Genomic DNA, 24737 nt, shown 5'->3' on the forward strand with positions numbered 1-24737 from the left:
AAGAACCTGACCGTATTACGGTCAGGTTCTTTTTTAAATGCGTACATAGATGAAATATGTCCCTGGTTTAGGTATAATCGGCATTAGTCTAAAGAATACAGGAACAGGATTGGAGGACCGAGTTTGTCAATTTCGTTTTTATGGAGCCGGGAATTTCTAAGCAAGCGATCGATTCTCTGGCTGCTGCTCGTATGCAACGTACTTGGAACGATCTATGGATACATATGGTACGGCGCTCAAATGGCCGATACGGTGGAACATGGCTACATATGGCAGGTCGTATTCGTGCCGGACAGCCCGACGGCCAGTTTGTTCTTCAGTTTGGCGCTTTTGCTGCTTCTCTACCCGCCTCGGAGCCTCGGCGGCGCGTTGTTTCAGCAATTCATAGAGGCACTGGCAGTTGTCACATCCGTGAAGTATGGCATCTGGGCCGTTGTTATGATATTTGCTGGACAAGCCCAAGGAGATGTGCTGGCATGGCAGGATTGGATGCTTGTCGCTTCGCACACGGCGATGGCAGTAGAAGCCTTGCTGTTCGTCCGATTGTTTCATTACCGCTGGACAGCCCTAACCGGGGCCATTGCCTGGACGCTGCTGAACGACACCGTCGATTATACATATGGCGTGTTTCCGTGGCTGCCCGGTCCGTTATATGATGACCTGCCAGCCGTCCAGCTGTTCACTTATCTATTGACGCTCTTCAGCGGTTTCGCCGGCTGGATCTTCATGAAATACGGGAATCCCAAGCAACGCTAGCTGTTTCGCCGGCACGGTTCTATGAGCATCCCTTCTGCCATACATATACGGTAGGAGGGATGTCCCATGTTACGAATCTTTCCGAAGCTCCTTCTGTGCCTGTCCGCACTGCTTCTGCTGGTTACCGCAGGCTGGGGTAATCCCATATGGGCTAGCCCGGCGGCAAACGGACAGTCGGAGTCTTCGCCCGCTGCATCCATTCAGGCCAAAGCGCTGAACAAGGAAGTGGAGCAGTTATACCGCCATGTGGAGGAAGGCAATGTACAAGCCGTGTTAGAGGATATTCGCCGGGTATCCGGGCTGTTTGAGGCTTCCTCATTTCAAGGATTGACCGGCGTCGAGGGGATCCACGCGTTGGCTGAGAGCATTCTGGAGATGAAAGAAGCTACGGCACGGGCGACGCAGGAGCCCCAGCACTGGATGGTGTCCGCCGGCAAGCTCCGAATGGCAGCGGATAGCCTGATCCATGCCAGGGATGCGTTATGGCATCAATATTACAAGGTCATACGCGAAGACCTGAGAGTCATGGGACAGTATGCGCAGCAGCACGATCAGGCTGGCATGAGACGAGCCTACGACAGCCTGAGCGAGCATTATGAGCTCATCCGTCCTTCCGTTGTCATTCAGCGCAAGCCCGAGGATGTCAACATGATGGAATCCTGGATTTCCTATGCAGGGGGGCTGGTGGCATCCGGAGACGCGGCGCAAGTGGAGAAAGTGGTCCCGCAGGGCGAGGAAATGATGAATATGTTATTCGGCAAGAAAAAAGACGAGCCTGCGCTTGCTCCGCTGGGAGAGGTTAAAGAGCCATGGACTTGGCAGCTGGTCATTGCCGCTTTTATTTTGGCGGCATTAACGTTTGCAGGGTACCGCAAATACCGCGGCCAGCTGTACAGCGCAAAACCGATGTTCCCCCGAAAGTAGTCGAATATCCATCATGGTCCGAATAGCCCGGTGCAAACCGGGCTATTCCTCTTTAAAACCTTCCCCGTGCACGTCATTGACATCATTAATGATAATAAACGCCCGAGGGTCCAAGGATTTGGCGATTCCCGTAAGGCGGCGAATTTCCTGCCTCGATACGACGCAGTATACCATATGCTTGGCTTGCATGGAGTAGGCGCCGATAGCCGGGATCAGCGTGACCCCACGATCCATTTCCGTGGATATGCGATTTGCGATATCAGGCGCCCGGTCACTGATGATGGTGAAGGCTTTGGCGGCATAAGCCCCTTCCTGTATGAAATCGATCACCTTGGAAGCGATGAATACGGCGACCAGGGTATACAATATGCGCTCTAGCGGGATAAAGAATAAGGATAGACCGATAATCAAAATATCGAGGGATAAAATGATCTGGCCCATGCTGAAGCCGAATTTCCGGTTGATGATTCTGGCGATGATGTCGGAGCCGCCAGTCGTCCCGCCGAACCGGAAAACGATGCCGAGCCCGGCCCCCAATGTCACCCCCGCATAAAGCGCAGCCAGAATATAATCATGCTCGGTGTGAAAAGGCACGACATACCCGCGGTCGATCAGTAATTCGAACAGCCACAGAAACAGGGTTAAGGAGGCGATGCCGAGACCTGTATAGACGGACTGGCGTTTGCCGAGTATTTTCATTCCGACCAGGAAAAGCGGGATATTCAATGCCATGGTTGAAATGGACGGCGATATGTTAAAGGCGTAATTTAGCAGTACGGTAATGCCGGTGACCCCACCCTCCATGAGTTCATTCGGAATGATGAAATACAGCAGTCCGAATGCGTATATGGCGGAACCGGCGATGATCGGAATGATCGTTTGCAGCTGATGGAGCAACTTGGACGTTTTCATAAGAACCCTCGCATTTCCAATAGTGGATATTTCCGATTGTCTGCAGATTGCTTCACACCTGTCTAGTATGCGCCGATATGGTTTCAGCAATAAAAAATTATTTGTTTTCAAATCCGCTTTACGATAACATAGGTTTAAAACCAATCGCTCGTATGAGAGAAGACTGCCCCAGCTTGAAGGTTACAAGCTGAGGCTGACTGTGCAGTGAAGGGAGTTAAGAGTCTTGGGAAAATCAATGGCTGAAATGCAGCAGGAAGTCGATCGATACATATCACAATTCAAGGAAGGTTATTTCAGTCCTTTATCCATGATGGCCCGAATGTCGGAAGAGGTGGGGGAACTCGCCCGAGAGGTTAATCATCAGTTCGGGGAGAAGCCGAAAAAAGCGGATGAAGCGGAAAATTCCATCGAAATGGAGCTTGGAGATATATTGTTTATTACGATCTGTTTTGCCAATTCCCTCGGCATCGATCTCGCGGAAGCGCATGATAAAGTGATGCATAAATTTTCTACGCGCGATGCCGATCGTTGGACGAAAATAAACACCGATTAGGCAGCTGCTACATATGCTGTACCAAACCCGCTGTGGGGAGGGACAGCCCGTGAAACCTGAAAGTTATATACAAAAAGCATATCGATGCATACTTCAAAATGATTTCGAAGAAGCGTTGCGTTGGTTTGAGCAAGCGATCATCGCGAATCCAGGAGATGCCGAAGTGCATTATCGGTGCTCCATTACCTACGGCAGAAGCAACAAGCTGGAGATGGCGATTACGCATGCGGAGGAAGCCGTCAGGCTGCAGCCGGACAAACCGGAATATGCTCTTCATTTACAGCATATCAAGGCTGCGGAGCTGGTGCAGCGAGCAAGAAAAATGGTGGAAAACCGCAAGGATGTGACCAAGGCTGAATTGTATCAAGCCGTGGGACATCTGAAATCCGCCGTAGCCATGGACCCTTTGTATGCTCAGGCTTATGTATGGCTTGCTCTTGTTTACAGTGAACTCGATGAGCATGCGCTCGCCATTACCACGCTTAAAGAGGTGATTTCGTTGTACCCGCAGGAGAGCGGGCTGCAGCATATTATGGAGGAACTCAAACAGCGCTTGAAATCATATATGCAGGATACAGCATCGGATGGAAAGTGAGGATATGTAACATGGCAAACAAATGGACAGTTGCGGTCGTCGGTGCCGGCGGCCGTATGGGTAAAGAAGTAGTGAAGCTTGTATTGGGGGACGAGGAACTGGAACTGGTTGCTGCCGTCGGCTTGTCGGATGCGGGTGCCGATGCAGGAACGCTGGTAGGTCTGCCTGCTTGCGGCATTACGGTGACATCGGATCTGGAGATGGCGCTTGTCGAATCCAAACCGGACGTCATGGTTGATTTTACGGCGCCTCAATTTGCATACAGCAATACGGCGTTGGCGATCAAGCACGGCGTTCGCCCGATCATGGGCACGACCGGCTTCACGCCGGAGCAAATCGAAGAGCTGGACAAGCAATGTACGGAACAGAACATTGGCGGTTTGATCGCGCCGAACTTTTCCATCGGAGCCATTCTGATGATGAAATTTGCAGCCCAGGCGGCCAAATATTTGCCTCACGTTGAAATTATCGAAACCCATGGCGACCAGAAGCTGGATGCTCCGTCCGGAACATCGATCAAAACAGCGGAAATGATTGCGGCGAACCGCGAGGAGATTCGTCAAGGCAATCCGAAGGAAGAGGAAGTCATTGAAGGTGCAAGGGGCGGATATTACAACGGCTTCCGAATTCACAGCGTTCGTCTGCCGGGCGTTTTTGCCCAGCAGGAGGTCATTTTTGGCGGTTACGGTCAAAGCCTGAAGATCCGACATGATTCGTATGAACGTGCAGCTTATATGCCGGGCGTGAAAATGGCTATAGAGAAGGTAATGGGCTACACCGGATTGGTCTATGGATTTGATCATTTTATTGACTAACATAGGGGAGAAATTACTATGAATATTGCATTTATCGCGCATGACCGCAAAAAAGAGGAAATGGTCAATTTCGTTATCGCTTATGAAAATGTATTCGAAGATCATAAATTATACTCGACTGGAACGACGGGAACCCGGATTATGGAGCAAACCAAACTCAGCATTCACCGTTTTGCCTCGGGACCGCTGGGCGGCGATCAGCAGATCGGAGCTCTTGTGGCGGACAATGAGATGGACCTGATTATTTTTCTTCGGGATCCGTTGATGGCACAGCCTCATGAACCGGACATCAATGCACTCCTCCGTTTGTGCGACGTGCAGGGAATACCGCTTGCTACCAATGTGGCGACGGCTGAGATTCTCGTCAAGGCGCTGGACCGCGGCGATTTTGCATGGCGCGAACTCGTTCATAAATATAAACCGGGTGTGGATAGCTGATGAACACCAAACTGGACATATTAATCTTCGGAGCACATGCAGACGATGCCGAGATCGGAATGGCAGGAACGATTGCAAAGCATACGGCAGCTGGGCTGTCGGTCGGGATCTGCGATCTCACGCAGGCGGAAATGTCGTCGAACGGTACCGTCGATCTTCGCAAGCAGGAGGCAGAGCAAGCTGCCGGTATTTTGGATCTCAAGGTCCGAACGAATCTGGGGCTGCCGGATCGAGGTTTGTTCGTGACGCGGGAGCATATTGAAAGGGTCACGGCCGAGATTCGCAAGTTTTCTCCTTCTATTGTATTTGCTCCCTACTGGGAGGATCGCCATCCGGACCATGTCGCTTGCAGCCGGTTGGTTGAGGAAGCGGTATTCAATGCCAAGCTTCGCCGATACATGCCCGAGCAACCGCCGGTTAAGGTGGACGAGCTTTATTTTTATTTCATAAACGATATCGGAAGAACGGATTTGGTCGTTGACGTTACGGAGCATTACGGCGTTAAGGAGCAGGCCTTATCTTGTTACCGTTCCCAGTTCGAGAAGGCTGAAGAAGATGCAGTCTCAACCCCGTTGACCGAGGGGTACATCGAGCGTGTGCGGGCCAGGGATTCACTGCTTGGAGCGCGCAGGCTTATTCCTTATGCAGAGGGCTTTGCTTGTAAAAGTCCGTATGTTGTTCATCTATTCGGCCCCAAGCAGGCATAATATATAGAGGCGTACATAAAGGAGGCCTGACATGAATCAGCAACCATTAAAAATCGGCATTACCTGTTACCCATCGCTCGGCGGGTCAGGAGTCGTGGCGACCGAGCTGGGCAAACTCCTCGCGGAGCAAGGCCACCAGGTTCATTTTATCGCTCACAGCATTCCGTTCCGTTTAGGAACTTTCCATAAAAATATTTTTTATCATGAAGTTGAAGTAAACGACTATTATGTGTTTCGTTATCCCCCATATGACCTGTCGCTGGCGACCAAAATGGCTCAGGTGGCAAAAATGCAGCAGCTTGACGTGCTTCATGTGCACTATGCCGTGCCGCATGCCGTATGTGCCTTCTTGGCCAAGCAGATGGTCGGAGATCAGCTGAAAGTCGTTACGACGCTCCACGGAACCGATATTACGGTGCTGGCGCAGGACGAGTCGCTGAAGGATTTGATCAGGCTTGCCATTAATGAAAGTGATGCCGTTACCGCCGTTTCACAGGATCTTATTCGTGAGACGCGGGAGCTGCTGGATATAAGCCGCGACATCGACCTTACCTATAATTTCGTGGATCCGCGGGTGTATTATCCGCGGGATTCGAGATCGCTGCGTAATGATTATGCCGATCCGAACGAAAAAATCATGATGCATATTTCCAACTTCCGTCCCGTGAAACGGGTAGGCGACGTATTGGAAATATTCGCCCAGGTGCAGGAGCAGGTACCCGCGAAACTGCTGTTAGTCGGGGAAGGGCCAGAGCTTCCGAAGATTCAATGCCGGATCAATGAGCTGGGGCTTGGCAGCAAGGTGCATTTTCTCGGCAAACAAGACGAGATTGCCCATGTGATCTCGATGGCGGACGTGCTTCTGCTCCCATCCGAGAAAGAAAGCTTTGGCCTGGTCGCCCTGGAAGCAATGGCGTGCGGAGTGCCAACGGTCGGATCCACGGCAGGCGGCATTCCCGAGCTGGTTACCCATGGGGAAACCGGGTATCTGGCTCCAATCGGAGACACGCATTCGATGGCTCAGCACGTGCTTGAAATATGTAAGGATGAAGCCCTTAGCGAACGGCTGCGCAAGGCATGCCTGCAGCGTTCCAAAACGATGTTCTGCAATGAATTGATACGGGGCAAGTACGAGGAAATCTATTACCGAGTATTGGGACGGGAGGTTAGCGAGCTGAAGCCGGTTTGCGGCTAAGCTCGACCCTCTCGTTGTTTTTCGGATAAAAGGAACGGGAAACTATGGCAGATATGTATAATTCGATTCGATGGCGCAACGCGGACCCCGACATGGCCGAGCGGAGTGCGGATGTGATCCGCACTCTGCTTCGGCATGGACATGAAGCGTATTGGGTCGGAGGCTGTGTCCGTGATGAATACATGGGGCGCAGGGTCAGCGACATGGATATTACCACCTCCGCCTTGCCGGAAGTCACCTGTTCCGTCTTCCCTAAAGTAATTCCAACAGGAATCAAGCACGGAACCGTGACGGTGCTGATGGAAGGCCAGTCTTTTGAAGTGACGACATATCGGGTGGAGAGCGGTTATGAGGACCATCGTCATCCGACGGAGGTCGCTTTCGTCGGGGAAGTGAAGGAAGATTTGAGGCGGCGCGACTTCACCATGAACGCAATGGCCAGAGGAATTGACGGTTCCTGGGTTGACCCGTTCGGCGGACGAGAGGATATTGACCGAAAGGTGATTCGCTGCGTGGGCGAAGCCCGTCTTCGTTTTCGCGAAGACGCCCTGCGCATGGTGCGCTGCATCCGTTTTGCCTCCGTGTTCGGTTTCTCCATCGCACTCCGTACATGGAGAGGGATCCTCTCGGAGAGAGACACCTTAGGCTGGATTGCGATGGAACGCATCCGCAGCGAATTCGAGAAAATTCTGGCTGGGCCGTCCCCGCTGCGCGGATTGGAGATGTTTGTCCGGAGCGGACTGCATTCCCGGATGAAAGCGCCCTTTCCCTATACCACGCATGATAGGAAGACGATCGAAGCCATGGAGCGGATTGAACCGGACCATGCGACGATCCGTTGGTCCTTGCTCCTGCTCGCATGCGGCACTACAGCTCAGCAAGCAGAGGAGCTGCTGCGGTCATGGACTTTCTCCAATAAGCAGCGGGAATCCATCGTGAAACTGCTCTCGCTGCATGAATCCTATCTGCAGCAACCGAATGCGGGCGATGCCGAAAGCAGCAGGCTTAAGTGGATCAGCCTAGTCCTTGCCTACGGTGTCGAGGCAGCCCAAGGATGGCTGGAAATGCAAACGGCTTTGCATCACGCGGGAGCGTCTTCTGCTCCGCTGACCTTCATCCGGCAGCTTGACGTGTGGCTGCAGGATCTCCGGATCCGCAGCTTGAAGGATTTGGCCATCACCGGCAGCGAATTGCTTGAGACGCTGGGCAGACGCGGAGGCCCGTGGCTTGGGGAACTTCTCGGGCTGCTGCTGGGGAAAGCGGCGGCAGGTTTGATTAACAACGATAAGGAATCGTTGATTGAAGAAGCAAAGCGGGTGGTAATTCATAATGAAGGATCATGATCAAGACAACGCACTTCTGAAAATGTTCCAGGAGAATGCCGGTCAGTTTCTGTCCGGGGAAGAGATTAGCCGAAAATTGTCCATCAGCCGGACGGCCGTATGGAAGCAGATCAATAAGCTTCGGAATGCAGGGTATGATTTCGAGGCCGTTCCGCGGCTTGGCTACCGCATGTTGGACGAGCCGGACCGACTGAGCGGGGATCAACTGACAGCGGGCATGACCAGTCGGTACTTCGGCAAATCGATCAAGCTGCTGGACAAAACGACGTCAACTCAGGAGGATGCCCGGCAGTTGGCGGAAGAAGGGGCAGCCGAAGGCACGCTTGTCATCTCGGAAGAGCAGACGGGCGGCCGGGGCAGAATGGGAAGGAAATTTCATTCCCCGAGAGGCAAAGGCATATGGATGAGCCTGGTGCTCAGGCCGAAGCAGCCGCTGCATCTAACCCAGCAGCTTACCTTATTGACAGGCGTGGCGGTATGCCGCGCCATCGCTAAATCCGCCGGCGTGCAAACCGACATCAAATGGCCGAACGATATTCTGTATCAGGGCAAAAAGGTTTGCGGCATTCTGCTGGAGTCTGCAACCGAAGATGAAAGAGTACGTTACTGCATTGCTGGCATCGGAATCAGCGCGAATCTGAAAGAAGCGGATTTTCCGGAGGAATTGCGGAACGTTGCGACGTCGATTCGGATCGCCGGCGGGAAAACCGTCAACCGGACATCGCTGATCCAGTCCATCATGTCGGAGATGGAGGTTTTATACGAATTGTACAACGAGCAGGGCTTCGAGCCCGTAGCCTCGCTCTGGGAAGCTTTATCCGGAACGGTGGGCCGCGAGGTTCAAGTACAGACGGCCCGTGACCGTTTTAGCGGGATTGCGACGGGACTCAACCAGGACGGCGCTCTGCTGGTCCGCAACCAGCATGGTGAACTCGTTCCCGTGTATTCGGGCGATATTCTTTTTAATACCAGGTAAATGAAACATGGTGAAATCGGAGCTGGAATTTGATATACTACAACTATAGAGGCGGTATCGCCATGAGCGAATTGCACTCTGCAGCAAGTGGGAATTATGATTTAGAACACCTTCATAACTGTTATGCCGGTTACGTTGGATTCTGCTCTGAGCCGAAAGGACCGAGACAGAAGGGACGATCGCGAGTGACTCTTTTTTGCCTTTCGGACTTTTTAGCAAGTACGTGCTAAAAGGTTTTTTTTATTGTGTCTAACTACATCACACAGGGAGGCTGTGTCACAATGGCAGGCAAACAACCACTGAACATCGTGAAACTGAAGAACATGAAGAAGAAGGGCGTACCGATCACGATGCTGACCGCATACGATTATCCTTCCGCCAAGCTGGCGGAAGAAGCGGATATTGATATGATACTGGTGGGCGATTCCCTCGGCAACGTCGTGCTGGGTTATAACTCCACGATTCCCGTTACGCTGGACGACATGGTGTACCATACACGCGCTGTCGCTCGCGGAGCCGAGGATACGTTCATCGTAGCGGATATGCCGTTCATGACTTATCATGGAGGCATCGATGAAAGCTTGCGCGGCGTGCGGCGATTGATGCAGGAAGGTCATGCGCATGCCGTGAAAATGGAGGGCGGCGAAGAAATCGCCGATACCGTAAAACGGATCGTACAATCCGGGGTCCCTGTGCTGGGCCATATCGGGCTGACGCCTCAGTCGGTAAACCAGATCGGCGGCTACCGGATTCAAGGCAAGGATGCCCAAGATGCGCAGCGGCTCATGAACGATGCCAAGGCGCTTGAAGCGGCCGGCGCATTTGCTATCGTGTTGGAGCTGGTTACGGAAGAAGCGGCTGCTGACATATCCAAAGCGCTGAGCATCCCGACCATTGGCATCGGCGCCGGTCGTTATTGTGACGGCCAGGTGCTGGTATTCCATGATATATTGAAATACGCGTCCCCTTATCGGGACAAACGCTTCGTGAAAACTTACGCCGATGTCGGCTCCGTTATCCGCGAGGGTATCACGCAGTATGTGAAGGAAGTGAAGGACCGCGCATTCCCGGCCGAGGAGCATGTGTTCAAGACGGAGAACAATGCCGGTTCCGAAACGACAACGGCATTATATGGAAGCCAAAAGGAAAAGGTGGGCACGACATCATGAAAGTGATTCGCAGCATTGCGGATTTAAGACCTGAGCTTCGGGACCGGCTGGGGTCCGGCAGAGGCCCGGTAGGCCTCGTGCCTACGATGGGATATTTGCACGAAGGACACGCCAGCCTGATGCGGAAGGCGCGGGAAATGTCAGGCACGGTGGTCATCAGTATCTTTGTCAATCCGATTCAGTTCGGACCGGGCGAGGATTATGAAACTTATCCTCGGGATGAAGCGCGTGACCTGGCGTTGGCGGAATCCGAAGGGGTGGACGTGGTATTCATTCCTGCGGTAGAGGAAATGTACCCTCAGCCGACCAAAACCAAAATTGCCGTAGCGGAAATTACGTCATTGTTGTGCGGGGCCTCCCGTCCCGGGCATTTTGACGGTGTCACCACGGTTGTGAATAAATTGTTCAATATCGTAAAGCCTGATTTTGCCTTCTTCGGGATGAAGGATGCGCAGCAGGTGGCCGTCATAGAACAAATGGTACGGGATTTGAATATGGATGTGACCATCGTGCCATGTCCGATCATTCGCGAATCCGACGGCCTTGCCCTAAGCTCGCGCAACGTGTATCTGAAGCCGGAAGAGCGGGAACAGGCGCTTGTGCTGTCGGGCTCGCTGCGGACGGCTCAGGAGGCAATCCGGCAGGGACAAGCGACGACGGCAGGAGAGATCCGCGCTCATCTTCGGGATTATATATCCCGCTCTCCGCTCGCTGATATCGATTACGCGGAATTGCTCACCTTCCCGGAGCTTGCGCCCGTGGAAGATTCATACCGCATTGTGGATGAAGACAGAACCGTCATCATGGCGCTGGCCGTGCGTTTTGGCCGCACCCGTCTCATTGACAATGCATTACTTCAACCAAAAGTAGGGGGATCCCATGTTTAGAACGATGATGAAATCCAAAATCCACCGCGCAACGGTGACGGAAGCCAATCTGAACTATGTGGGCAGCATTACCATTGATGAGGATCTAATGGAGGCTGCAGACCTTCTGGAGAATGAAAAAGTTCAAATCGTGAACAATAACAACGGCGCCCGTCTGGAAACGTACGTGATCAAAGGCGAGCGCGGCAGCGGCGTCATTTGCTTGAACGGAGCAGCCGCACGTCTTGTACAGCCCGGCGACAACGTCATTATCATTTCTTATGCCATGATGTCCAAAGAGGAATACGACCATCACACCCCGACGGTCGTGATCGTCGACGAATCGAATAAGCCGGTTACGACGGAATATCGCGAAGTTCACGCCGCCATTCTCTAAAGAACCAAAATGTGTCGGGACCCTAAAGGGATGAAAAGACCGTCTTCTACAGAAAATGAGTTCAGGTCGACGCACTGATCTCATTTTTCCGCTAAGGGTGGGATGCAGCTATGTTTCAACATGTATTCGCCGAAATGAACAACATGTTAGATGAAATTGTGAAGCATTACCCTTCTGCTCAAGGTCCCCAAAAACAGGCGCTGGTACAAAACTGGAACATGCTCAAAAGCATGAGCGAGGGCATTATCGAGGAGTGGCTGCATTTTGAAGAAAAAATGGCCATCTTCCGCGAGAGTGCAGCGTCACCTCCGGTTTTTCCGCCGACCGAAGCGCCTGAATTGCAGCTGGATGCGTTCGTTCGCGGTCAAGGTTACTACAAGCTGTTGATGTTCCAGCCGGCCATACAGCAGTTTGAGGCAGCCGCCGCGGTATTTCCGGACAGCCTTCTGATCAAGTTGTACATTGCCATGTCCCATCTGTATTTGGGGCAAACCGCCCAAGCATCCGACGTACTGATCTCCATCCTGCCCCTGGCTGACAACAGAAAGCTTCGGGCGATGATCTACAATGCGCTTGGATGCATCGAGGTGTTGAATGGCCAACAAGCAAAGGCCGAGGAACATTTTGCACTGGCGATTCATAGCGATCCAACGCTTCCCGACCCCATGATCAACCTGGAGGTCTGCAAGCAGAATCGCGGTGAGCTCCAGTACGGCAGCCAATTGATCTCTTTGCTGTAGAACTCAAGCCACAACAAGAAGCGATGCCAGAGCTCACCCTTGAGACTTTGGCATCGCTTTTTGCGTACGGGAGCGGTACAGAAAGCCTGGGGATTTTTTACCCGGAATGTTCAAAACCCGCAACTTCTGGTATGCTGTTAATTAGTCTGGAGGAAAGGGATTTTATCGAAATGAAATTTGCCGTATTGGATTTTGAAACCACGGGCAACCAGTCTGCAGATGAAATCATTCAGGTTGGACTGGCCATCATCGAAGAGGATCGAAGCATATCCCGCGTATACGGCACCTATGTCAATCCCGGGATTCCGATCCCTCCTTTTATTACCGGTTTGACCGGCATTTCCGACAGTGATGTAGCGGATGCTCCGTCATTGGAAGAAATGATGATGGAGCTTGTGCCCATGCTCGACGATGTCGTATTGGTTGGACATAACGTCGCTTTTGATTTTAACTTTTTGCAAAACGCGCTCGATCGCTGCGGCTATTTACCGTTCAGCGGCCGTATTCTAGATACGATGCACTTCTTAAAAATATGCTTTCCCTCGCTCCCGTCCTACCAGCTCGGGATGGTGTCCTCTCATTTCGGCCTGGAGCATGACCGTCCGCACCAGGCGGACAGCGATGCGCTTGCCACAGCCTATGCGCTGCTGAAATGTTTGGAGGAGATCGACGAGCTTCCGCTGCTCACCATTCAGCGTTTAAGCGACCTGTTTGCCGACGAGGACAGCGACTTGGCCTGGTTCTTTGACGGCATTCGTTCCGACAGGGAGCACCAAGCCGTACAAGCGGGGGACACCCATACGTACTACCGCCAGTTTGCCTTGGCGGTGGATGATTGGAACGATATAGCACCTGTCAGAGATGAGACTGAGCCCAACCCTTTGGCCGATGTAAGCTTCGAGCAATACATGAACGATGTCCGTGAACGCCTGAAGGAAACGCTGCCTCATTACGAGAGCAGGGATGCCCAGGACATGATGTTCCAGGAAGTGATGCAGGCGCTGGATGACAATAAACATCTATTGATCGAAGCAGGCACGGGAACCGGCAAATCCCTTGGATATTTGCTGCCGTCGATCTATCAAAGCGTGAAGCAGGAACAGAAGGTTATGGTGAGCACGCATACGATCAACCTTCAAGAACAGCTGCGTGACCGGGATATTCCCCTGCTCACCCAGGTTGTTCCTTTTCCTTTTAAGGCGGCCATTTTCAAGGGCAGGGGACATTATTTGTGTTTGAGAAAATTTGAACATAAAATAAATAGAAGAGATTTTCATTCCCCGAAGGAAGACGTAATCACGGCGGCCCAGATGCTGGTCTGGCTAACCCAGACGGAGAACGGGGATGATGAAGAGCTAAACCTTGGCGGACGCGGAGGGGATTTTTGGGAGACCATCTCCAGCGATTCGGATTCTTGCCTCGGACGCGCCTGCCCTTGGTTCCGCAAATGCTACTATCACAGGGCCAAGCATGAAGCAGGCATCGCGGATGTCGTCATTACGAACCATTCGAAGCTGTTCACCGACGTGAAGGCGAATCATCAGCTGCTGCCAAGCTATGAGCGCCTCGTCATCGACGAAGCGCATCATCTTGAGGATGTCGCCGGCAAGCACCTTGGCTTGCAGATGAAGTATTTTTCGGTGGTCCATACCTTGACCCGTTTGTACAAAGACAGCCGAAGCGGGCAGCTCCCGGCTCTGCGCCAGCTGCTGCAAGCTTCGCCGCACGAGAAGGCAGTCGAATGGTCTTCCGTCATCGACCGTTTGTATCCGGACCTGATTACCGTAAAAGAGAATTGGGATCGGCTCAGCGATCAATTGTTCGGACTGCTTCCGGAACGCGGAGACGCTTCTCCGGGAGATGCCGGCCAATTCTCGCTCCGCCTGTCCCCGCTGAAGAAGCCGAAGGATTGGGATTCGATGGCCGAACTGGAGCATCAAATTCATCTGACGCTGGGCGATGTCGTGCGCAAGGGCGATAAGCTGATCGCCGAAATGAAGGAAGATTTGGATGACTACAGCGCGGACAGCCTGTTAACCGACCTTTCGGGTCTGTTTAAGGACCTGGCCGCGCATCGCGAAGACCTGCGCTCCTTCATGGCCCTGAACGATGAGGGCACGGTATACTGGATGGAGGCGAACGGCAATTTCCGCAGCAAATCGCTGCAGTTGTATGCCGTGCCCGTCGACGTGAGCTCTCATTTGAAGGAATTGTTTTTTGACAAGAAACAAAGCGTGATTCTGACATCGGCGACCTTGTCGGTGGACAAATCGTTTCAGTTCATGATCGAGAACCTGGGTCTTCAGGAAGCGGCTGAAGCGGGGAACCTGAACACGGTTCAGCTCCCGTCCCCGTTTAATTACAGGGAACAAGCCCTTCTTGTCGTGCCGCGTGATTTTCCGAGCGTGAAGGGATCGGTCGGGGATGCACTCTTTGTGAATACGCTCGTGAAGTCTTTGGCCGATACGGCCGTCGCTACGCATGGCCGCATGCTCGTCCTGTTCACTTCGTACCGGATGCTGCGCCAGGTGCACGAGCCGCTGAAAGAAGCGCTGGCATCAAGCGACATCACGGTATTGGGACAAGGTATGGACGGGACCAGCCGTACCAAGTTAATCCGAAGATTTCAGGACAGCAGCGCTTCCGTGCTGCTGGGCACCAGCTCCTTCTGGGAAGGGGTAGACATTCCGGGTGAGGCGCTGACTTGTCTTGCCATCGTCCGGCTGCCGTTCCAGCCGCCGAATCACCCCTTGGTCGAAGCCAAGAGCGAACTGCTGCAGCAGCAGAAGAAGAATCCCTTCATGAAGCTTTCGGTTCCGCAAGCGGTCATTCGTTTCAAACAGGGGTTTGGGCGTCTGGTGCGAACAGCACAAGATAAAGGGATCGTGATCGTGTACGATACCCGGGTCATTGAATCCTATTACGGGAAGTATTTCTTATATTCCTTGCCGGGGCCGAAGATGGAGCACATGCCGACAGAGGGGATCGTTCCCCGAATTTCGGAATGGCTGCAGGAAGAGGCAAGCGCGGGAAACCAAGCGGAATAAAGTGAAACCAAGCACGATCAACAAAAAAAGATGTGGTTATTAACCTATTATTAGGGGGAGCATGCATGAAATCGGAAAAAATTTCGGAAGCCGTGGTCCGCAGATTACCTGTATACTTGCGCTATTTGAATGAGCTTCAGAAGAGGGAGGTTTCTACGGTTTCCTCCCAGGAATTGGGACAGAAGCTGGACCTCAATCCTGCTCAAATTCGTAAGGACCTGGCGTATTTCGGTGATTTTGGACGGAAAGGGATCGGATATGATGTTTCTTATCTGATCGAGAAGATTCGCCAGATTCTGAAGCTGGACCAGAAGATCAATGTCGCATTGGTCGGGGCCGGTAATCTTGGACATGCATTATCGAATTACAATGCATTCCTGAAGGATAATATGAAGATTGTGGCGATTTTCGATTCGTATTCTCCCAAAGTTGGTATGAAAATTAACAATTTGGTCGTACAGCCGATGGAAGAGCTGGAGAAGACGGTTCATGAGCACGGCATTCGAATCGGGATTATTACCGTTCCGGATTTCGAAGCGCAGAACGTAGCGAATCAGCTTATCGCCTCAGGGATCGAGGCGATTCTGAACTTTGCGCCAACCATCCTGAAAGCCCCAGCCCATATCCGGATTCATACGGCTGATTTTACAACGGATTTGCAAAGTTTGGCCTATTATTTGGATAACGGCAAGGAGGATGCAGCACATGACAACAACGAAGTGGATGGTTAAGAACGGAACGTTTGCAGTACTGGAGGAAGACCGATCCGTGCTGCGCGGATATATGGTGGTCGAGAACGACCGGATCACGTACCTGGGCGAAGAGGAGCCCGTCGTGGAAGAGGGAACAGAGATTATCGACGGAACCCATCTGTTCTTCCTGCCTGGATTGGTGAACACGCATGGACATGCCGCCATGTCGCTTCTTCGCGGCTATGGGGACGATCTGGCGCTGCAGGTATGGCTTCAGGAAAAAATGTGGCCGATGGAAGCCAAATTCACGTCAGACGACGTATATTGGGGCACATCGCTCTCCGTGCTGGAGATGATCAAGGGCGGAACCACGACGTTTGTGGATATGTATGACCATATGGATCAGGTCGCGAAGGTTGTCCAGGACTCGGGAATGCGCGGCGTCCTGACGCGCGGCGTAATCGGTTTATGCCCGCCCGAGGTACAGCAGCAGAAGCTGGATGAGGCGGTGGCATTCGCGAAGGATTGGCATGGCAAGGCTGACGGCAGAATTACGACGATGATCTCGCCGCACGCGCCTTATACCTGCCCGCCGGATTTCATCGAAAAATTCGTTCAAGCATCCCATGACTTGAACCTGCCTTTGCATACCCATATGTCCGAAACGGAAACGGAAGTGGCTCAGAATGTTAAGGACTACGGGCTTCGCCCCGTTGCCCATTTGGAGAAGCTGGGCATGTTCTCCCGTCCTACGCTCCTTGCGCATGCCGTTCATCTGACCGATGAAGAAATCGAAGTCTTGGCCAAGCATCAAGTAGCCGTATCGCATAATCCCGGAAGCAATTTGAAGCTTGCGAGCGGAGTCGCCCGCGTACCTGCGCTGCTCAAAGCCGGCATAACGGTGTCGCTCGGTACCGACGGACCTGCTAGCAACAATAACCTGGATATGTTCGAAGAGATGCGGCTGGCTGCCCTGATCCATAAAGGAGTGAGCGGGGATCCGACAGCCATTCCGGCCTCCGAAGCGCTTCGAATGGGTACGGAGTACGGAGCCAAGTCCGCTTTCCTTGAGGATATCGGTATGCTCGCGGTTGGGATGAAAGCCGATATGATCGCATTGAATACGGATCAGGCGCATTTCCTTCCGCGGACCGACTATATTTCTCACGCGATCTACTCTGCCAGCGCGAAGGATGTAGAGCATGTATGGGTTGACGGCAAGCAGGTGGTGAAGAATGGCGCGAGCCTTACTCTCGACGAGGAACGCATCCGCCGGGAAGCGCAGCGTGCATTTGAGCGTCTTACAACCCTCTAGGGAATAATCAAGGGGAGCGAGGAAGACGGATTTGAAGAAAAAAACGAAGTGGATATTGCTAAGCGTGTCCGGCGTCCTGCTATTATTGCTTGGCCTACAGCTCTATTATTCCTATGTTATGAAAGATACGTGGAATGAAGAAAGAATGGCGATCCTTGCAGCGAAACAGCATGGCCAATTGGTCTCGTCCGACAAGACCTATAAATCGGTATGGGGCGAGGACAATAACTATTGGGTGGTCAGCGGGAAAGATAAAGACAATCAAGTCCGCATGGTCTGGGTGAAGTTTACGGACGATAACGTTCCTGTTGAAGGGGCAGATGCCGTTCAGTCGGTGTTATTGAATACGGGCATGTCAGAGGCCGTGATGCGGGACCAGATCCGAAACGAAATGCCGGGTGCGGTCATCAAGCGATTGCTGCCGGGAATGTATGAAGGCGAGTATGCCTGGCAGCTGCAATATGAAAACAACGGTCAGCGCGGTTACAGATTCTATCGTTTTCAAGACGGAAACGCCATCGGAAATGATATTATTCTTCCTAATCAATAAAAAAACAAATGAAAAGGCGTCCCCTTATAGGGATGCCTCTTTGGCACATAAATATGTAAGCGCATACAGAAATAAATTGGTAAAACTGTTCTAAATATTTTCACAGACAAGCATGAAAAAGTATATAAGATGTGATATACTCGTACTTGTACGAATTGAGCAGATCAATTACATGCGTCACTATATATCGTTGTTATATGTATTATTGTGCTGCAATTGCTATACAAAATTTCATATCGAAATTGAAGGAGGAACTTCATGAAACTGCGCATTGTACCTATCATGCTGACTGTCGTGATCTCAGCATCGGTCCTCTTTGGCGGTTGGTTTCTGTATCGGCAGATGGCTTTGCAGAATCCGCTCGCAACTGTTGTGTCACAATACGACGGCGTGAAAAGTTCTCATATAGATATTAAACAGGATACCGTGACTTTGAATCTTGATTTGGCTCCGGATGCGAATTTACAAGGTTTGGTTCAGCATATTAAGCAGGAAGGCAAGTCCGTGATCGGCAAGCGGGAATTGAGAATCCAGGTGGAGGACCATTCCTCGGAAGCATTGGATCAATGGTGGGAGCAAGCGATGCTGTCGGTTGCCGAAGCGATGGACAATAAGCAGTATACCGATATTCAATCATCGCTCGAGCAGTTGGCTGCCCAGTCGCCGAATTTGAAAGCAAAAGCAACGATCGATGACACCAATGTCTATGTCAGCTTGTCGGACGGCAAGTCTGGTAAATTTATAATCTTGCCGCGTCAACCTGGCAAAATGGAGGTGTGGAATCATGCCTAAATTAGCTAAAGAAATTATGTTAGGTTTCATTCCGGTTTTGTTGGTATTCCTTGTGTTTGTCGGCGTGAACATCGTGCCTCTCTTAATAGCTGCAGGACTCGTAGGCGGCTTGCTGTTTATAGCCAAGATGAAGGGCGGCATCGCGGTTGGTGCCGGAAATGAGCGAAAGCGGAAGAAGAGCGGGCCGGCCAAGCTGACGTTCGAGGAAATCGGCGGGCAGGATAACGCTAAGCAGGAGCTGCGGGAAGCATTGGATTTTCTGATTCGTCACGAAGACATCAAGAAATTCGGCATACGTCCATTGAAGGGGATTCTTCTCACAGGGCCTCCGGGAACAGGGAAGACCTTGATGGCCAAGGCCGCTGCCCATTATACCGATTCTATATTTGTCGCTGCTTCCGGCAGTGAATTCGTGGAGATGTATGTCGGCGTCGGTGCAGGGCGTATCCGGGATTTGTTCAAGGATGCCCGCAACCGCGCGGCCAAAGAAAACAAGCAAAATGCCATCATCTTCATCGATGAGATCGACGTCATCGGCGGTAAACGCGAAGGCGGCCAACAGCGAGAGTACGACCAGACGCTGAATCAGCTGCTGACCGAAATGGACGGCATCTATTCGCAGGACACGCCTCGCATTCTGGTGATCGCCGCAACGAACCGTAAAGAAATGCTGGACAGCGCGCTGCTGCGTCCAGGACGATTCGACCGCCATATTCAAGTGGATCTGCCTGATAAGAAGGGCCGGACGCATATCTTGAACCTGCATGCGGGCAATAAGCCGCTGCATCAAGATGTCGACCTGGAGAAAATAGCAGAGGAAGCCTACGGCTTCTCGGGTGCACAGCTGGAGAGCGTCATGAACGAAGCCGCCATCTATACGATGCGCGAGAACGAACAATTTATCCATCAGCGTCATCTGTCCATGGCGATTGACAAGGTCATGATGGGCGAGCGTTCCGATCGTGAATCGAATTTGGAGGAGAAAAAGCGTGTTGCCATCCACGAATTGGGACATGCTATCATGGCAGAGCTGGTGCGCCCAGGCAGCGTGAAGCAAGTCGCGCTCAGCCCGCGCGGCAAGGCGCTTGGTTATGTTCGCCATAATCCGCAGCAGGAACAGTATTTGTACACAAAAACCTTCCTGGAAGAGCAGATTATGATCGCTCTTGGCGGCGCGGCCGCCGAAGAGATCTATTACGGGGGCCGAAGCACGGGCTCCAGCAATGACTTCGAGCAATCGCTGAACATCGTGGAGACGATGATGAAGTCGGGTCTGACGTCGCTGGGTATCGTTAACATGAACATGGTTACTACCGAAGAGCTGATGAAAGAGAACAATGTGATATTGGAAGAGCTGATGAATCGCACCAAAACTCTTTTGGAGCAGAAACGGCCAATATTCGACAATTCTCTTGACATCCTGTTGAAGGAAGAAATACTCTCGGGAGAACAATTTCGTTGTCAATTTCGTGAAAACGCGCTTTTACCAGCATAAATTGTTATGCTGGTTATTTTTTTTTACTTTTTTGTCGTGCTAAGATATTATTATACTTTGTGCTCTAAAATGTATTTTTCGACAAATGGGGTACAATTAAAGTATAGAGATAAGGAAAGGGTGGAGTAGAAACCATGTACTTCAAAAAAATCGGCGTTGTAGGCGGCGGGACCATGGGGCAAGGCATTGCGGAGATGCTGGCAGCCAAGGGCCTTGACGTACTGCTCGTAGAGAAAACTCCAGAGAAACTGGACTATTCATACCGAATGATCGAGACCAGTCTAGATAAACAACTGGAGAAATGGGGAATTACCCAGGCAGAGAAGAAACTGATCCTGAACCGGATTCAAAAAGTAACTCATTTTGCGGAGCTTAGCACCTGCGATATGGTAATTGAGACGATCATAGAGGACTTGGATGCAAAGAAAGAAGTATTTACACAGCTGGATCAAGTTTGTCCAGGCCACGTAATATTAGCAAGTAATACCTCCACGCTTAGTTTGACGGAGCTCGCCAGCTCCACCAAATATCCTGAGCGTGTTATTGGCATGCACTTCATACATCCCGTTTCCAAGGTCGACCTCGTTGAAATCATTCGCGGCCTGAAGACTTCAGATCATACGTTTAACGAAACCAAACGCTTTGTTGAGGAAGTTTCGGATAAAAAGGGCATCATGGTCTATGAATCTCCAGGTTTCGTCACCACCCGCATGATCACGCTCATGATCAACGAAGCGATGCATCTCCTGCAAGAAGGCGTAGCCTCCGCGGAAGATATCGACGACGCCATGAGAATCGGATATAACTTCCAGCACGGACCGCTGGAGATGGCCGACCGTTTCGGCCTGGATTCCATTCTCGCCGCGCTGGAGCGCATGTTCCGCGAGTACGGCGAACTGAAATACCGTCCATCGATTGTCTTGAAGAAATTGGTTCGCGCAGGACAACTGGGCGTTAAAACCGGAGAAGGCTTTTTCAAGTACGACAAGGATGGTGACCGGGTATGAATATTCTCGTAATTAATGCAGGCAGTTCTTCGCTGAAGTATCAACTGTACGATATGACGGATGAATCCGTGCTGGCAAAAGGATTGGTTGAACGGATCGGCATGGATTCCTCGATTCTGACGCATAAGCCGACAGGAAAACAGGACGTAACCGAAGTCAGCGAAATTCTGGAGCATACTACCGCGATCCGCAAAGTGCTTGGCATGCTGACAAACGAGGAGCACGGCGTGATCGATTCCATCGAAAGCATTCAGGCCGTAGGGCATCGCGTGGTGCATGGCGGGGAATCTTTTAAAGAGTCCGCTCTCGTAGACAGTGACGCCAAAGCGGAAATCCGCCGCTTGTTCGATCTGGCTCCGCTTCACAATCCGGCCTCGATGATGGGTATCAAAGCCGCAGAAACCAATATGCCTGGCGTTCCGCAGGTCGTTGTGTTTGATACGGCGTTCCATCAGACCATGCCGGAGAAATCGTACCTGTACGCTATTCCGAGAGTACTTTATAATAAGTATAAAGTACGTCGTTACGGTGCGCACGGTACTTCCCATGCCTATGTCAGCCAGGCAGCGGCAGAATTCCTGAACCGTCCGCTGGAGGATCTGAAGATCATTACCTGCCATATCGGCAACGGGGCTTCCCTCACAGCGGTAAAAGGCGGCAAGTCCATCGATACCTCCATGGGCATGACGCCGCTGGAAGGGCTCATGATGGGTACGCGCAGCGGTGATTTGGATCCTGCGATCGTGCCGTTTGTCATGAACAAGGAAGAGCTGACCGTCAACGAAGTGAACTCCATGCTGAACAAGCACAGCGGCTTGCTGGCGATTTCCGGAATCAGCAGCGATATGCGCGAGATCACGGAAGGCATGGAAAAAGGCGATCCGAACTCTACATTAGCTTTTGAAATGTACGAGTATCGTGTCCGTAAATACATCGGTTCTTATGCTGCCGCCATGAATGGCGTGGATGTCATCGTATTTACGGCGGGCGTCGGCGAGAATTCGATCGTTCTTCGTCAAAGAGTGCTTGAGCAGCTTACCTATCTCGGAGTAGAATTGGATGAGGAGCTGAACAGCATTCGATCCGGCGAGCCGCGCCGTATTTCCGCGGCGAACTCGAAGGTTGAGGTACTCGTGATCCCTACCAATGAAGAATTGGTTATCGCGCGGGATACGCATCGTATCGTTCAAGCTTCCAACCGTTAAATAGTAGTGATATAAGGGAGAGATTTATGCATGGCCACCAAAAGTGTGATTCGTAACGTCAACCAGCATGTCGGCGAGACCGTCACGATCGGCGCCTGGATCAACAACAAGCGTTCCAGCGGGAAGATTCAATTCCTGCAGCTTCGCGACGGCTCCGGCTATATCCAGGGCGTTGTAGTGAAGAGCGAAGTATCCGAACAGGTATGGGAAGACGCGAAAAGCCTGACACAAGAAAGCTCTTTGTATGTGACGGGTGTTATACGTGAAGAGCCGCGGAGCCAATCGGGTTATGAGATGACAGTTACCGGCATTGAAATTATACATCTTACGGAAAACTATCCGATTACGCCTAAAGAGCACGGTGTCGATTATTTGATGGACCATCGTCATCTGTGGCTTCGTACGCAGAAACAACGTGCGATTATGGTGATCCGTGCAGAAATTATCCGTGCCGTTCAAGAGTACTTTGATACCAACGGATTTACGCTGGTGGATCCGCCGATTTTGACCCCGACTTCTGCGGAAGGCACAACCAATCTGTTTCACACGAAATATTTTGATGAGGATGCCTATTTGACCCAGAGCGGACAGCTGTACATGGAAGCTGCTGCCATGGCACTCGGCAAGGTATACTCCTTCGGGCCGACATTCCGCGCCGAGAAGTCCAAAACCCGCCGTCACCTCATCGAGTTCTGGATGATTGAGCCTGAGATGGCCTTCACGGACCATGAGGAGAGCCTTCAGGTGCAGGAGCAGTTCATTAGCCATGTGGTGCAATCCGTCGTTAAAAACTGCCGTCAGGAGCTTGAAACGATCGGTCGCGACATATCGAAGCTGGAGGCGATTCAAGCGCCGTTCCCGCGGATTACGTACGATGAGGCGATTGAATTCCTGCACACGCAGGATTTTGATATTCCTTGGGGCGAGGATTTCGGCGCGCCGCACGAAACGGCCATTGCCGAGAAGTATGACAAGCCGGTCTTCATTACCCATTATCCGGCGGGCATCAAGGCGTTCTACATGAAGCCGGATCCGAATTGTCCGGAGGTCGTGCTGTGCGCGGATATGATCGCGCCGGAAGGTTACGGCGAGATTATCGGAGGATCGCAGCGGATTGACGATCCACAGCTGCTCGAAGAGCGCTTCAAGGAGCATGACCTATCGATGGAAACTTATCAATGGTATATGGATTTGCGTAAATACGGCACCGTGCCTCATTCCGGATTCGGCTTAGGCCTTGAGCGTACCGTTGCGTGGATTTGCGGCTTGGATCATGTTCGTGAAACGATTCCGTTCCCACGGACCCTGTACCGGATGTACCCGTAAGCCGTGAGAGGTGAGTCCATGGACCACGGCAACGCGGATACCGGCATGAACGGTTGGACGGCCGGCGCCGCTGCCGGCATGAGCCAAGGGATGGCGATCATTCCTTATGCCCTGCTCCGGCATTACCGGTCACTTGGTTTAAGCGATCGCGAAGCGATGCTGGTCATCCATTTGATCGGGTATCAGCAGGTGGAGTTTAAGACGTTTCCTTCGCTGGAGGAGCTTGCGGAGGTAACGGGCTCTCCTGCCGCCTTCATCGCTGCAAGCCTGCAGCGCCTGATGAAGGTGGGACTGATCGGCATTGATGAATATGTCGACGAGGGCCAGGGAATTCATTATGAGCGGTACAATCTGAACGGATTGTATGAGAAGCTTGCTGCGTGCCTGGCCCAAGAGGGCAGGGACAAAAGCCCTGAAGCAGCCAAGTTTGCTTCGCCTCTGTTGAATGCCCGACCAGCTTCCGGCAAAACAGCTGCATCGGAGAAACCCGCTCCGGAGAAGGAAGAACGGAATCTGTTCACCATTTTCGAAAAGGAATTCGGACGTCCGCTATCGCCGATGGAGCTGGAGACAATCTCCGGCTGGGTCGACGCGGACCGCTACCCGGACGAGTTGATCCTGTTAGCGCTAAAAGAGGCGGTATTTGCGGGCAAACTGCATTTCCGCTACATTGACCGGATCCTGCTCGAATGGAGCCGCAACCGGGTGCGTACCGCACAGGATGCCAAAGCCTATACGCAGAAATTCAGAAATATCGGAAGATAGCTCAGAAGCACGTCCATAAAGGACGTGCTTTTTTTGTATGTGATGGATGGAAAAATTCCGTTTCCAAGCGATCTGACTCATGATGGAAAATGCGGTCTTATACGAATAAAACTTGCAAAATACAGAAACTAGCTGTCCCTTTTTTCCGCTGTCATGT

General features: G+C 51.9%; 25 protein-coding genes. 24 read left to right on the forward strand and 1 reads right to left on the reverse strand.

All coding sequences use genetic code 11. The features are described from left to right. The first annotated feature begins 123 nt into the window (after positions 1-123). Together GYMC10_RS11145 and GYMC10_RS11150 are read left to right on the forward strand one after the other, a co-directional pair. On the forward strand, positions 124-756 hold the full coding sequence (locus GYMC10_RS11145) for a DUF1405 domain-containing protein (protein WP_015734550.1): 633 nt from the start codon (positions 124-126) through the stop codon (positions 754-756). Positions 757-822: 66 nt separating this feature from the next. Then, on the forward strand, positions 823-1680 hold the full coding sequence (locus GYMC10_RS11150; RefSeq protein WP_015734551.1) for a sporulation protein YpjB: 858 nt from the start codon (positions 823-825) through the stop codon (positions 1678-1680). Between the two features lie 42 nt (positions 1681-1722). Here the strand turns inward: GYMC10_RS11150 and GYMC10_RS11155 are convergent, their stop codons facing one another. Beyond that, positions 1723-2592: a YitT family protein gene (locus GYMC10_RS11155; protein WP_015734552.1), complete on the reverse strand. Its 870-nt coding sequence runs from the start codon at positions 2590-2592 to the stop codon at positions 1723-1725. A 223-nt stretch (positions 2593-2815) separates the two neighbouring features. Here GYMC10_RS11155 and GYMC10_RS11160 point away from each other — a divergent pair, with 223 nt between their 5' ends. The 22 genes from GYMC10_RS11160 to GYMC10_RS11265 all read left to right on the forward strand — a co-directional run bounded on the left by GYMC10_RS11160 (position 2816) and on the right by GYMC10_RS11265 (position 24580). Beyond that, entirely contained in the window at positions 2816-3145 is a 330-nt protein-coding gene (locus GYMC10_RS11160) for a nucleotide pyrophosphohydrolase (RefSeq protein WP_015734553.1), read from the forward strand. A gap of 49 nt (positions 3146-3194) precedes the next feature. After that, entirely contained in the window at positions 3195-3740 is a 546-nt protein-coding gene (locus GYMC10_RS11165; RefSeq protein ID WP_009595137.1) for a tetratricopeptide repeat protein, read from the forward strand. A gap of 11 nt (positions 3741-3751) precedes the next feature. Next, on the forward strand, positions 3752-4555 hold the full coding sequence (dapB, locus tag GYMC10_RS11170) for a 4-hydroxy-tetrahydrodipicolinate reductase (RefSeq protein WP_009595251.1): 804 nt from the start codon (positions 3752-3754) through the stop codon (positions 4553-4555). An 18-nt stretch (positions 4556-4573) separates the two neighbouring features. After that, positions 4574-4993 carry a methylglyoxal synthase gene (gene mgsA, locus GYMC10_RS11175; protein ID WP_015734554.1) on the forward strand — a complete coding sequence of 140 codons (420 nt, stop codon included), beginning with the start codon at positions 4574-4576 and terminating at the stop codon, positions 4991-4993. Continuing rightward, a complete protein-coding gene (gene bshB1 / locus GYMC10_RS11180) occupies positions 4993-5700 on the forward strand; it encodes a bacillithiol biosynthesis deacetylase BshB1 (RefSeq protein ID WP_015734555.1) in 708 nt (235 codons plus the stop codon). Before mgsA ends, bshB1 begins: the two co-directional genes overlap by 1 nt. Positions 5701-5731: 31 nt before the next feature. Continuing rightward, positions 5732-6895, forward strand: coding sequence for an N-acetyl-alpha-D-glucosaminyl L-malate synthase BshA (bshA, locus tag GYMC10_RS11185; RefSeq protein ID WP_015734556.1), 1164 nt, complete (start codon positions 5732-5734; stop codon positions 6893-6895). A gap of 44 nt (positions 6896-6939) precedes the next feature. Further along, complete coding sequence (locus GYMC10_RS11190; protein ID WP_015734557.1) at positions 6940-8238, forward strand: CCA tRNA nucleotidyltransferase; 1299 nt, start codon at positions 6940-6942, stop codon at positions 8236-8238. Further along, the gene (locus GYMC10_RS11195; RefSeq protein WP_015734558.1) at positions 8225-9214 is read left to right on the forward strand and encodes a biotin--[acetyl-CoA-carboxylase] ligase; all 990 of its coding nucleotides are present in this window, start codon (positions 8225-8227) and stop codon (positions 9212-9214) included. The genes GYMC10_RS11190 and GYMC10_RS11195 overlap by 14 nt, the downstream gene beginning before the upstream one ends. A 281-nt stretch (positions 9215-9495) precedes the next feature. Further along, entirely contained in the window at positions 9496-10383 is an 888-nt protein-coding gene (gene panB / locus GYMC10_RS11200; protein ID WP_015734559.1) for a 3-methyl-2-oxobutanoate hydroxymethyltransferase, read from the forward strand. Beyond that, positions 10380-11270, forward strand: a complete 891-nt coding sequence (gene panC, locus GYMC10_RS11205) for a pantoate--beta-alanine ligase (protein WP_015734560.1) — start codon at positions 10380-10382, stop codon at positions 11268-11270. The genes panB and panC overlap by 4 nt, the downstream gene beginning before the upstream one ends. After that, positions 11263-11646, forward strand: a complete 384-nt coding sequence (panD, locus tag GYMC10_RS11210) for an aspartate 1-decarboxylase (RefSeq protein WP_015734561.1) — start codon at positions 11263-11265, stop codon at positions 11644-11646. The genes panC and panD overlap by 8 nt, the downstream gene beginning before the upstream one ends. A 110-nt stretch (positions 11647-11756) precedes the next feature. Further along, positions 11757-12386: a hypothetical protein gene (locus GYMC10_RS11215; RefSeq protein WP_009595155.1), complete on the forward strand. Its 630-nt coding sequence runs from the start codon at positions 11757-11759 to the stop codon at positions 12384-12386. A 170-nt stretch (positions 12387-12556) separates the two neighbouring features. Further along, complete coding sequence (gene dinG / locus GYMC10_RS11220) at positions 12557-15433, forward strand: ATP-dependent DNA helicase DinG (RefSeq protein ID WP_015734562.1); 2877 nt, start codon at positions 12557-12559, stop codon at positions 15431-15433. 65 nt (positions 15434-15498) lie between these two features. Next, the gene (locus tag GYMC10_RS11225; RefSeq protein WP_009595150.1) at positions 15499-16164 is read left to right on the forward strand and encodes a redox-sensing transcriptional repressor Rex; all 666 of its coding nucleotides are present in this window, start codon (positions 15499-15501) and stop codon (positions 16162-16164) included. Further along, positions 16139-17440, forward strand: a complete 1302-nt coding sequence (locus GYMC10_RS11230; protein WP_015734563.1) for an amidohydrolase — start codon at positions 16139-16141, stop codon at positions 17438-17440. Before GYMC10_RS11225 ends, GYMC10_RS11230 begins: the two co-directional genes overlap by 26 nt. Positions 17441-17471: 31 nt before the next feature. After that, positions 17472-17990, forward strand: coding sequence for a DUF5590 domain-containing protein (locus tag GYMC10_RS11235; protein ID WP_015734564.1), 519 nt, complete (start codon positions 17472-17474; stop codon positions 17988-17990). 258 nt (positions 17991-18248) lie between these two features. After that, positions 18249-18782, forward strand: coding sequence for a hypothetical protein (locus GYMC10_RS11240; RefSeq protein ID WP_009595224.1), 534 nt, complete (start codon positions 18249-18251; stop codon positions 18780-18782). Next, positions 18775-20277: an AAA family ATPase gene (locus GYMC10_RS11245; protein ID WP_015734565.1), complete on the forward strand. Its 1503-nt coding sequence runs from the start codon at positions 18775-18777 to the stop codon at positions 20275-20277. The genes GYMC10_RS11240 and GYMC10_RS11245 overlap by 8 nt, the downstream gene beginning before the upstream one ends. A gap of 134 nt (positions 20278-20411) precedes the next feature. Continuing rightward, positions 20412-21284 carry a 3-hydroxyacyl-CoA dehydrogenase family protein gene (locus tag GYMC10_RS11250; protein WP_015734566.1) on the forward strand — a complete coding sequence of 291 codons (873 nt, stop codon included), beginning with the start codon at positions 20412-20414 and terminating at the stop codon, positions 21282-21284. Then, positions 21281-22489, forward strand: a complete 1209-nt coding sequence (locus tag GYMC10_RS11255) for an acetate/propionate family kinase (protein WP_015734567.1) — start codon at positions 21281-21283, stop codon at positions 22487-22489. The genes GYMC10_RS11250 and GYMC10_RS11255 overlap by 4 nt, the downstream gene beginning before the upstream one ends. Before the next feature lie 30 nt (positions 22490-22519). Beyond that, positions 22520-23815, forward strand: a complete 1296-nt coding sequence (asnS, locus tag GYMC10_RS11260) for an asparagine--tRNA ligase (RefSeq protein WP_015734568.1) — start codon at positions 22520-22522, stop codon at positions 23813-23815. 18 nt (positions 23816-23833) lie between these two features. Then, positions 23834-24580, forward strand: coding sequence for a DnaD domain-containing protein (locus GYMC10_RS11265; RefSeq protein ID WP_009595106.1), 747 nt, complete (start codon positions 23834-23836; stop codon positions 24578-24580). Positions 24581-24737 lie beyond the last annotated feature (157 nt).

It is taken from the genome of Paenibacillus sp. Y412MC10 (assembly GCF_000024685.1).
Taxonomy (GTDB): Bacteria; Bacillota; Bacilli; order Paenibacillales; family Paenibacillaceae; genus Paenibacillus_AQ; species Paenibacillus_AQ lautus_A.

Coding starts and splice junctions, on each gene's coding strand:
- GYMC10_RS11155 (WP_015734552.1), bottom strand. CDS start 2,592: ATGAAAACGTCCAAGTTGCTCCATCAGCTGCAAACGATCATTCCGATC.
- GYMC10_RS11225 (WP_009595150.1), top strand. CDS start 15,499: ATGAAATCGGAAAAAATTTCGGAAGCCGTGGTCCGCAGATTACCTGTA.
- GYMC10_RS11190 (WP_015734557.1), top strand. CDS start 6,940: ATGGCAGATATGTATAATTCGATTCGATGGCGCAACGCGGACCCCGAC.
- asnS (WP_015734568.1), top strand. CDS start 22,520: ATGGCCACCAAAAGTGTGATTCGTAACGTCAACCAGCATGTCGGCGAG.
- GYMC10_RS11245 (WP_015734565.1), top strand. CDS start 18,775: ATGCCTAAATTAGCTAAAGAAATTATGTTAGGTTTCATTCCGGTTTTG.
- bshA (WP_015734556.1), top strand. CDS start 5,732: ATGAATCAGCAACCATTAAAAATCGGCATTACCTGTTACCCATCGCTC.
- GYMC10_RS11240 (WP_009595224.1), top strand. CDS start 18,249: ATGAAACTGCGCATTGTACCTATCATGCTGACTGTCGTGATCTCAGCA.
- dapB (WP_009595251.1), top strand. CDS start 3,752: ATGGCAAACAAATGGACAGTTGCGGTCGTCGGTGCCGGCGGCCGTATG.
- GYMC10_RS11250 (WP_015734566.1), top strand. CDS start 20,412: ATGTACTTCAAAAAAATCGGCGTTGTAGGCGGCGGGACCATGGGGCAA.
- panB (WP_015734559.1), top strand. CDS start 9,496: ATGGCAGGCAAACAACCACTGAACATCGTGAAACTGAAGAACATGAAG.
- dinG (WP_015734562.1), top strand. CDS start 12,557: ATGAAATTTGCCGTATTGGATTTTGAAACCACGGGCAACCAGTCTGCA.
- GYMC10_RS11230 (WP_015734563.1), top strand. CDS start 16,139: ATGACAACAACGAAGTGGATGGTTAAGAACGGAACGTTTGCAGTACTG.
- GYMC10_RS11195 (WP_015734558.1), top strand. CDS start 8,225: ATGAAGGATCATGATCAAGACAACGCACTTCTGAAAATGTTCCAGGAG.
- GYMC10_RS11265 (WP_009595106.1), top strand. CDS start 23,834: ATGGACCACGGCAACGCGGATACCGGCATGAACGGTTGGACGGCCGGC.
- GYMC10_RS11150 (WP_015734551.1), top strand. CDS start 823: ATGTTACGAATCTTTCCGAAGCTCCTTCTGTGCCTGTCCGCACTGCTT.
- bshB1 (WP_015734555.1), top strand. CDS start 4,993: ATGAACACCAAACTGGACATATTAATCTTCGGAGCACATGCAGACGAT.
- GYMC10_RS11255 (WP_015734567.1), top strand. CDS start 21,281: ATGAATATTCTCGTAATTAATGCAGGCAGTTCTTCGCTGAAGTATCAA.
- GYMC10_RS11215 (WP_009595155.1), top strand. CDS start 11,757: ATGTTTCAACATGTATTCGCCGAAATGAACAACATGTTAGATGAAATT.
- panD (WP_015734561.1), top strand. CDS start 11,263: ATGTTTAGAACGATGATGAAATCCAAAATCCACCGCGCAACGGTGACG.
- mgsA (WP_015734554.1), top strand. CDS start 4,574: ATGAATATTGCATTTATCGCGCATGACCGCAAAAAAGAGGAAATGGTC.
- panC (WP_015734560.1), top strand. CDS start 10,380: ATGAAAGTGATTCGCAGCATTGCGGATTTAAGACCTGAGCTTCGGGAC.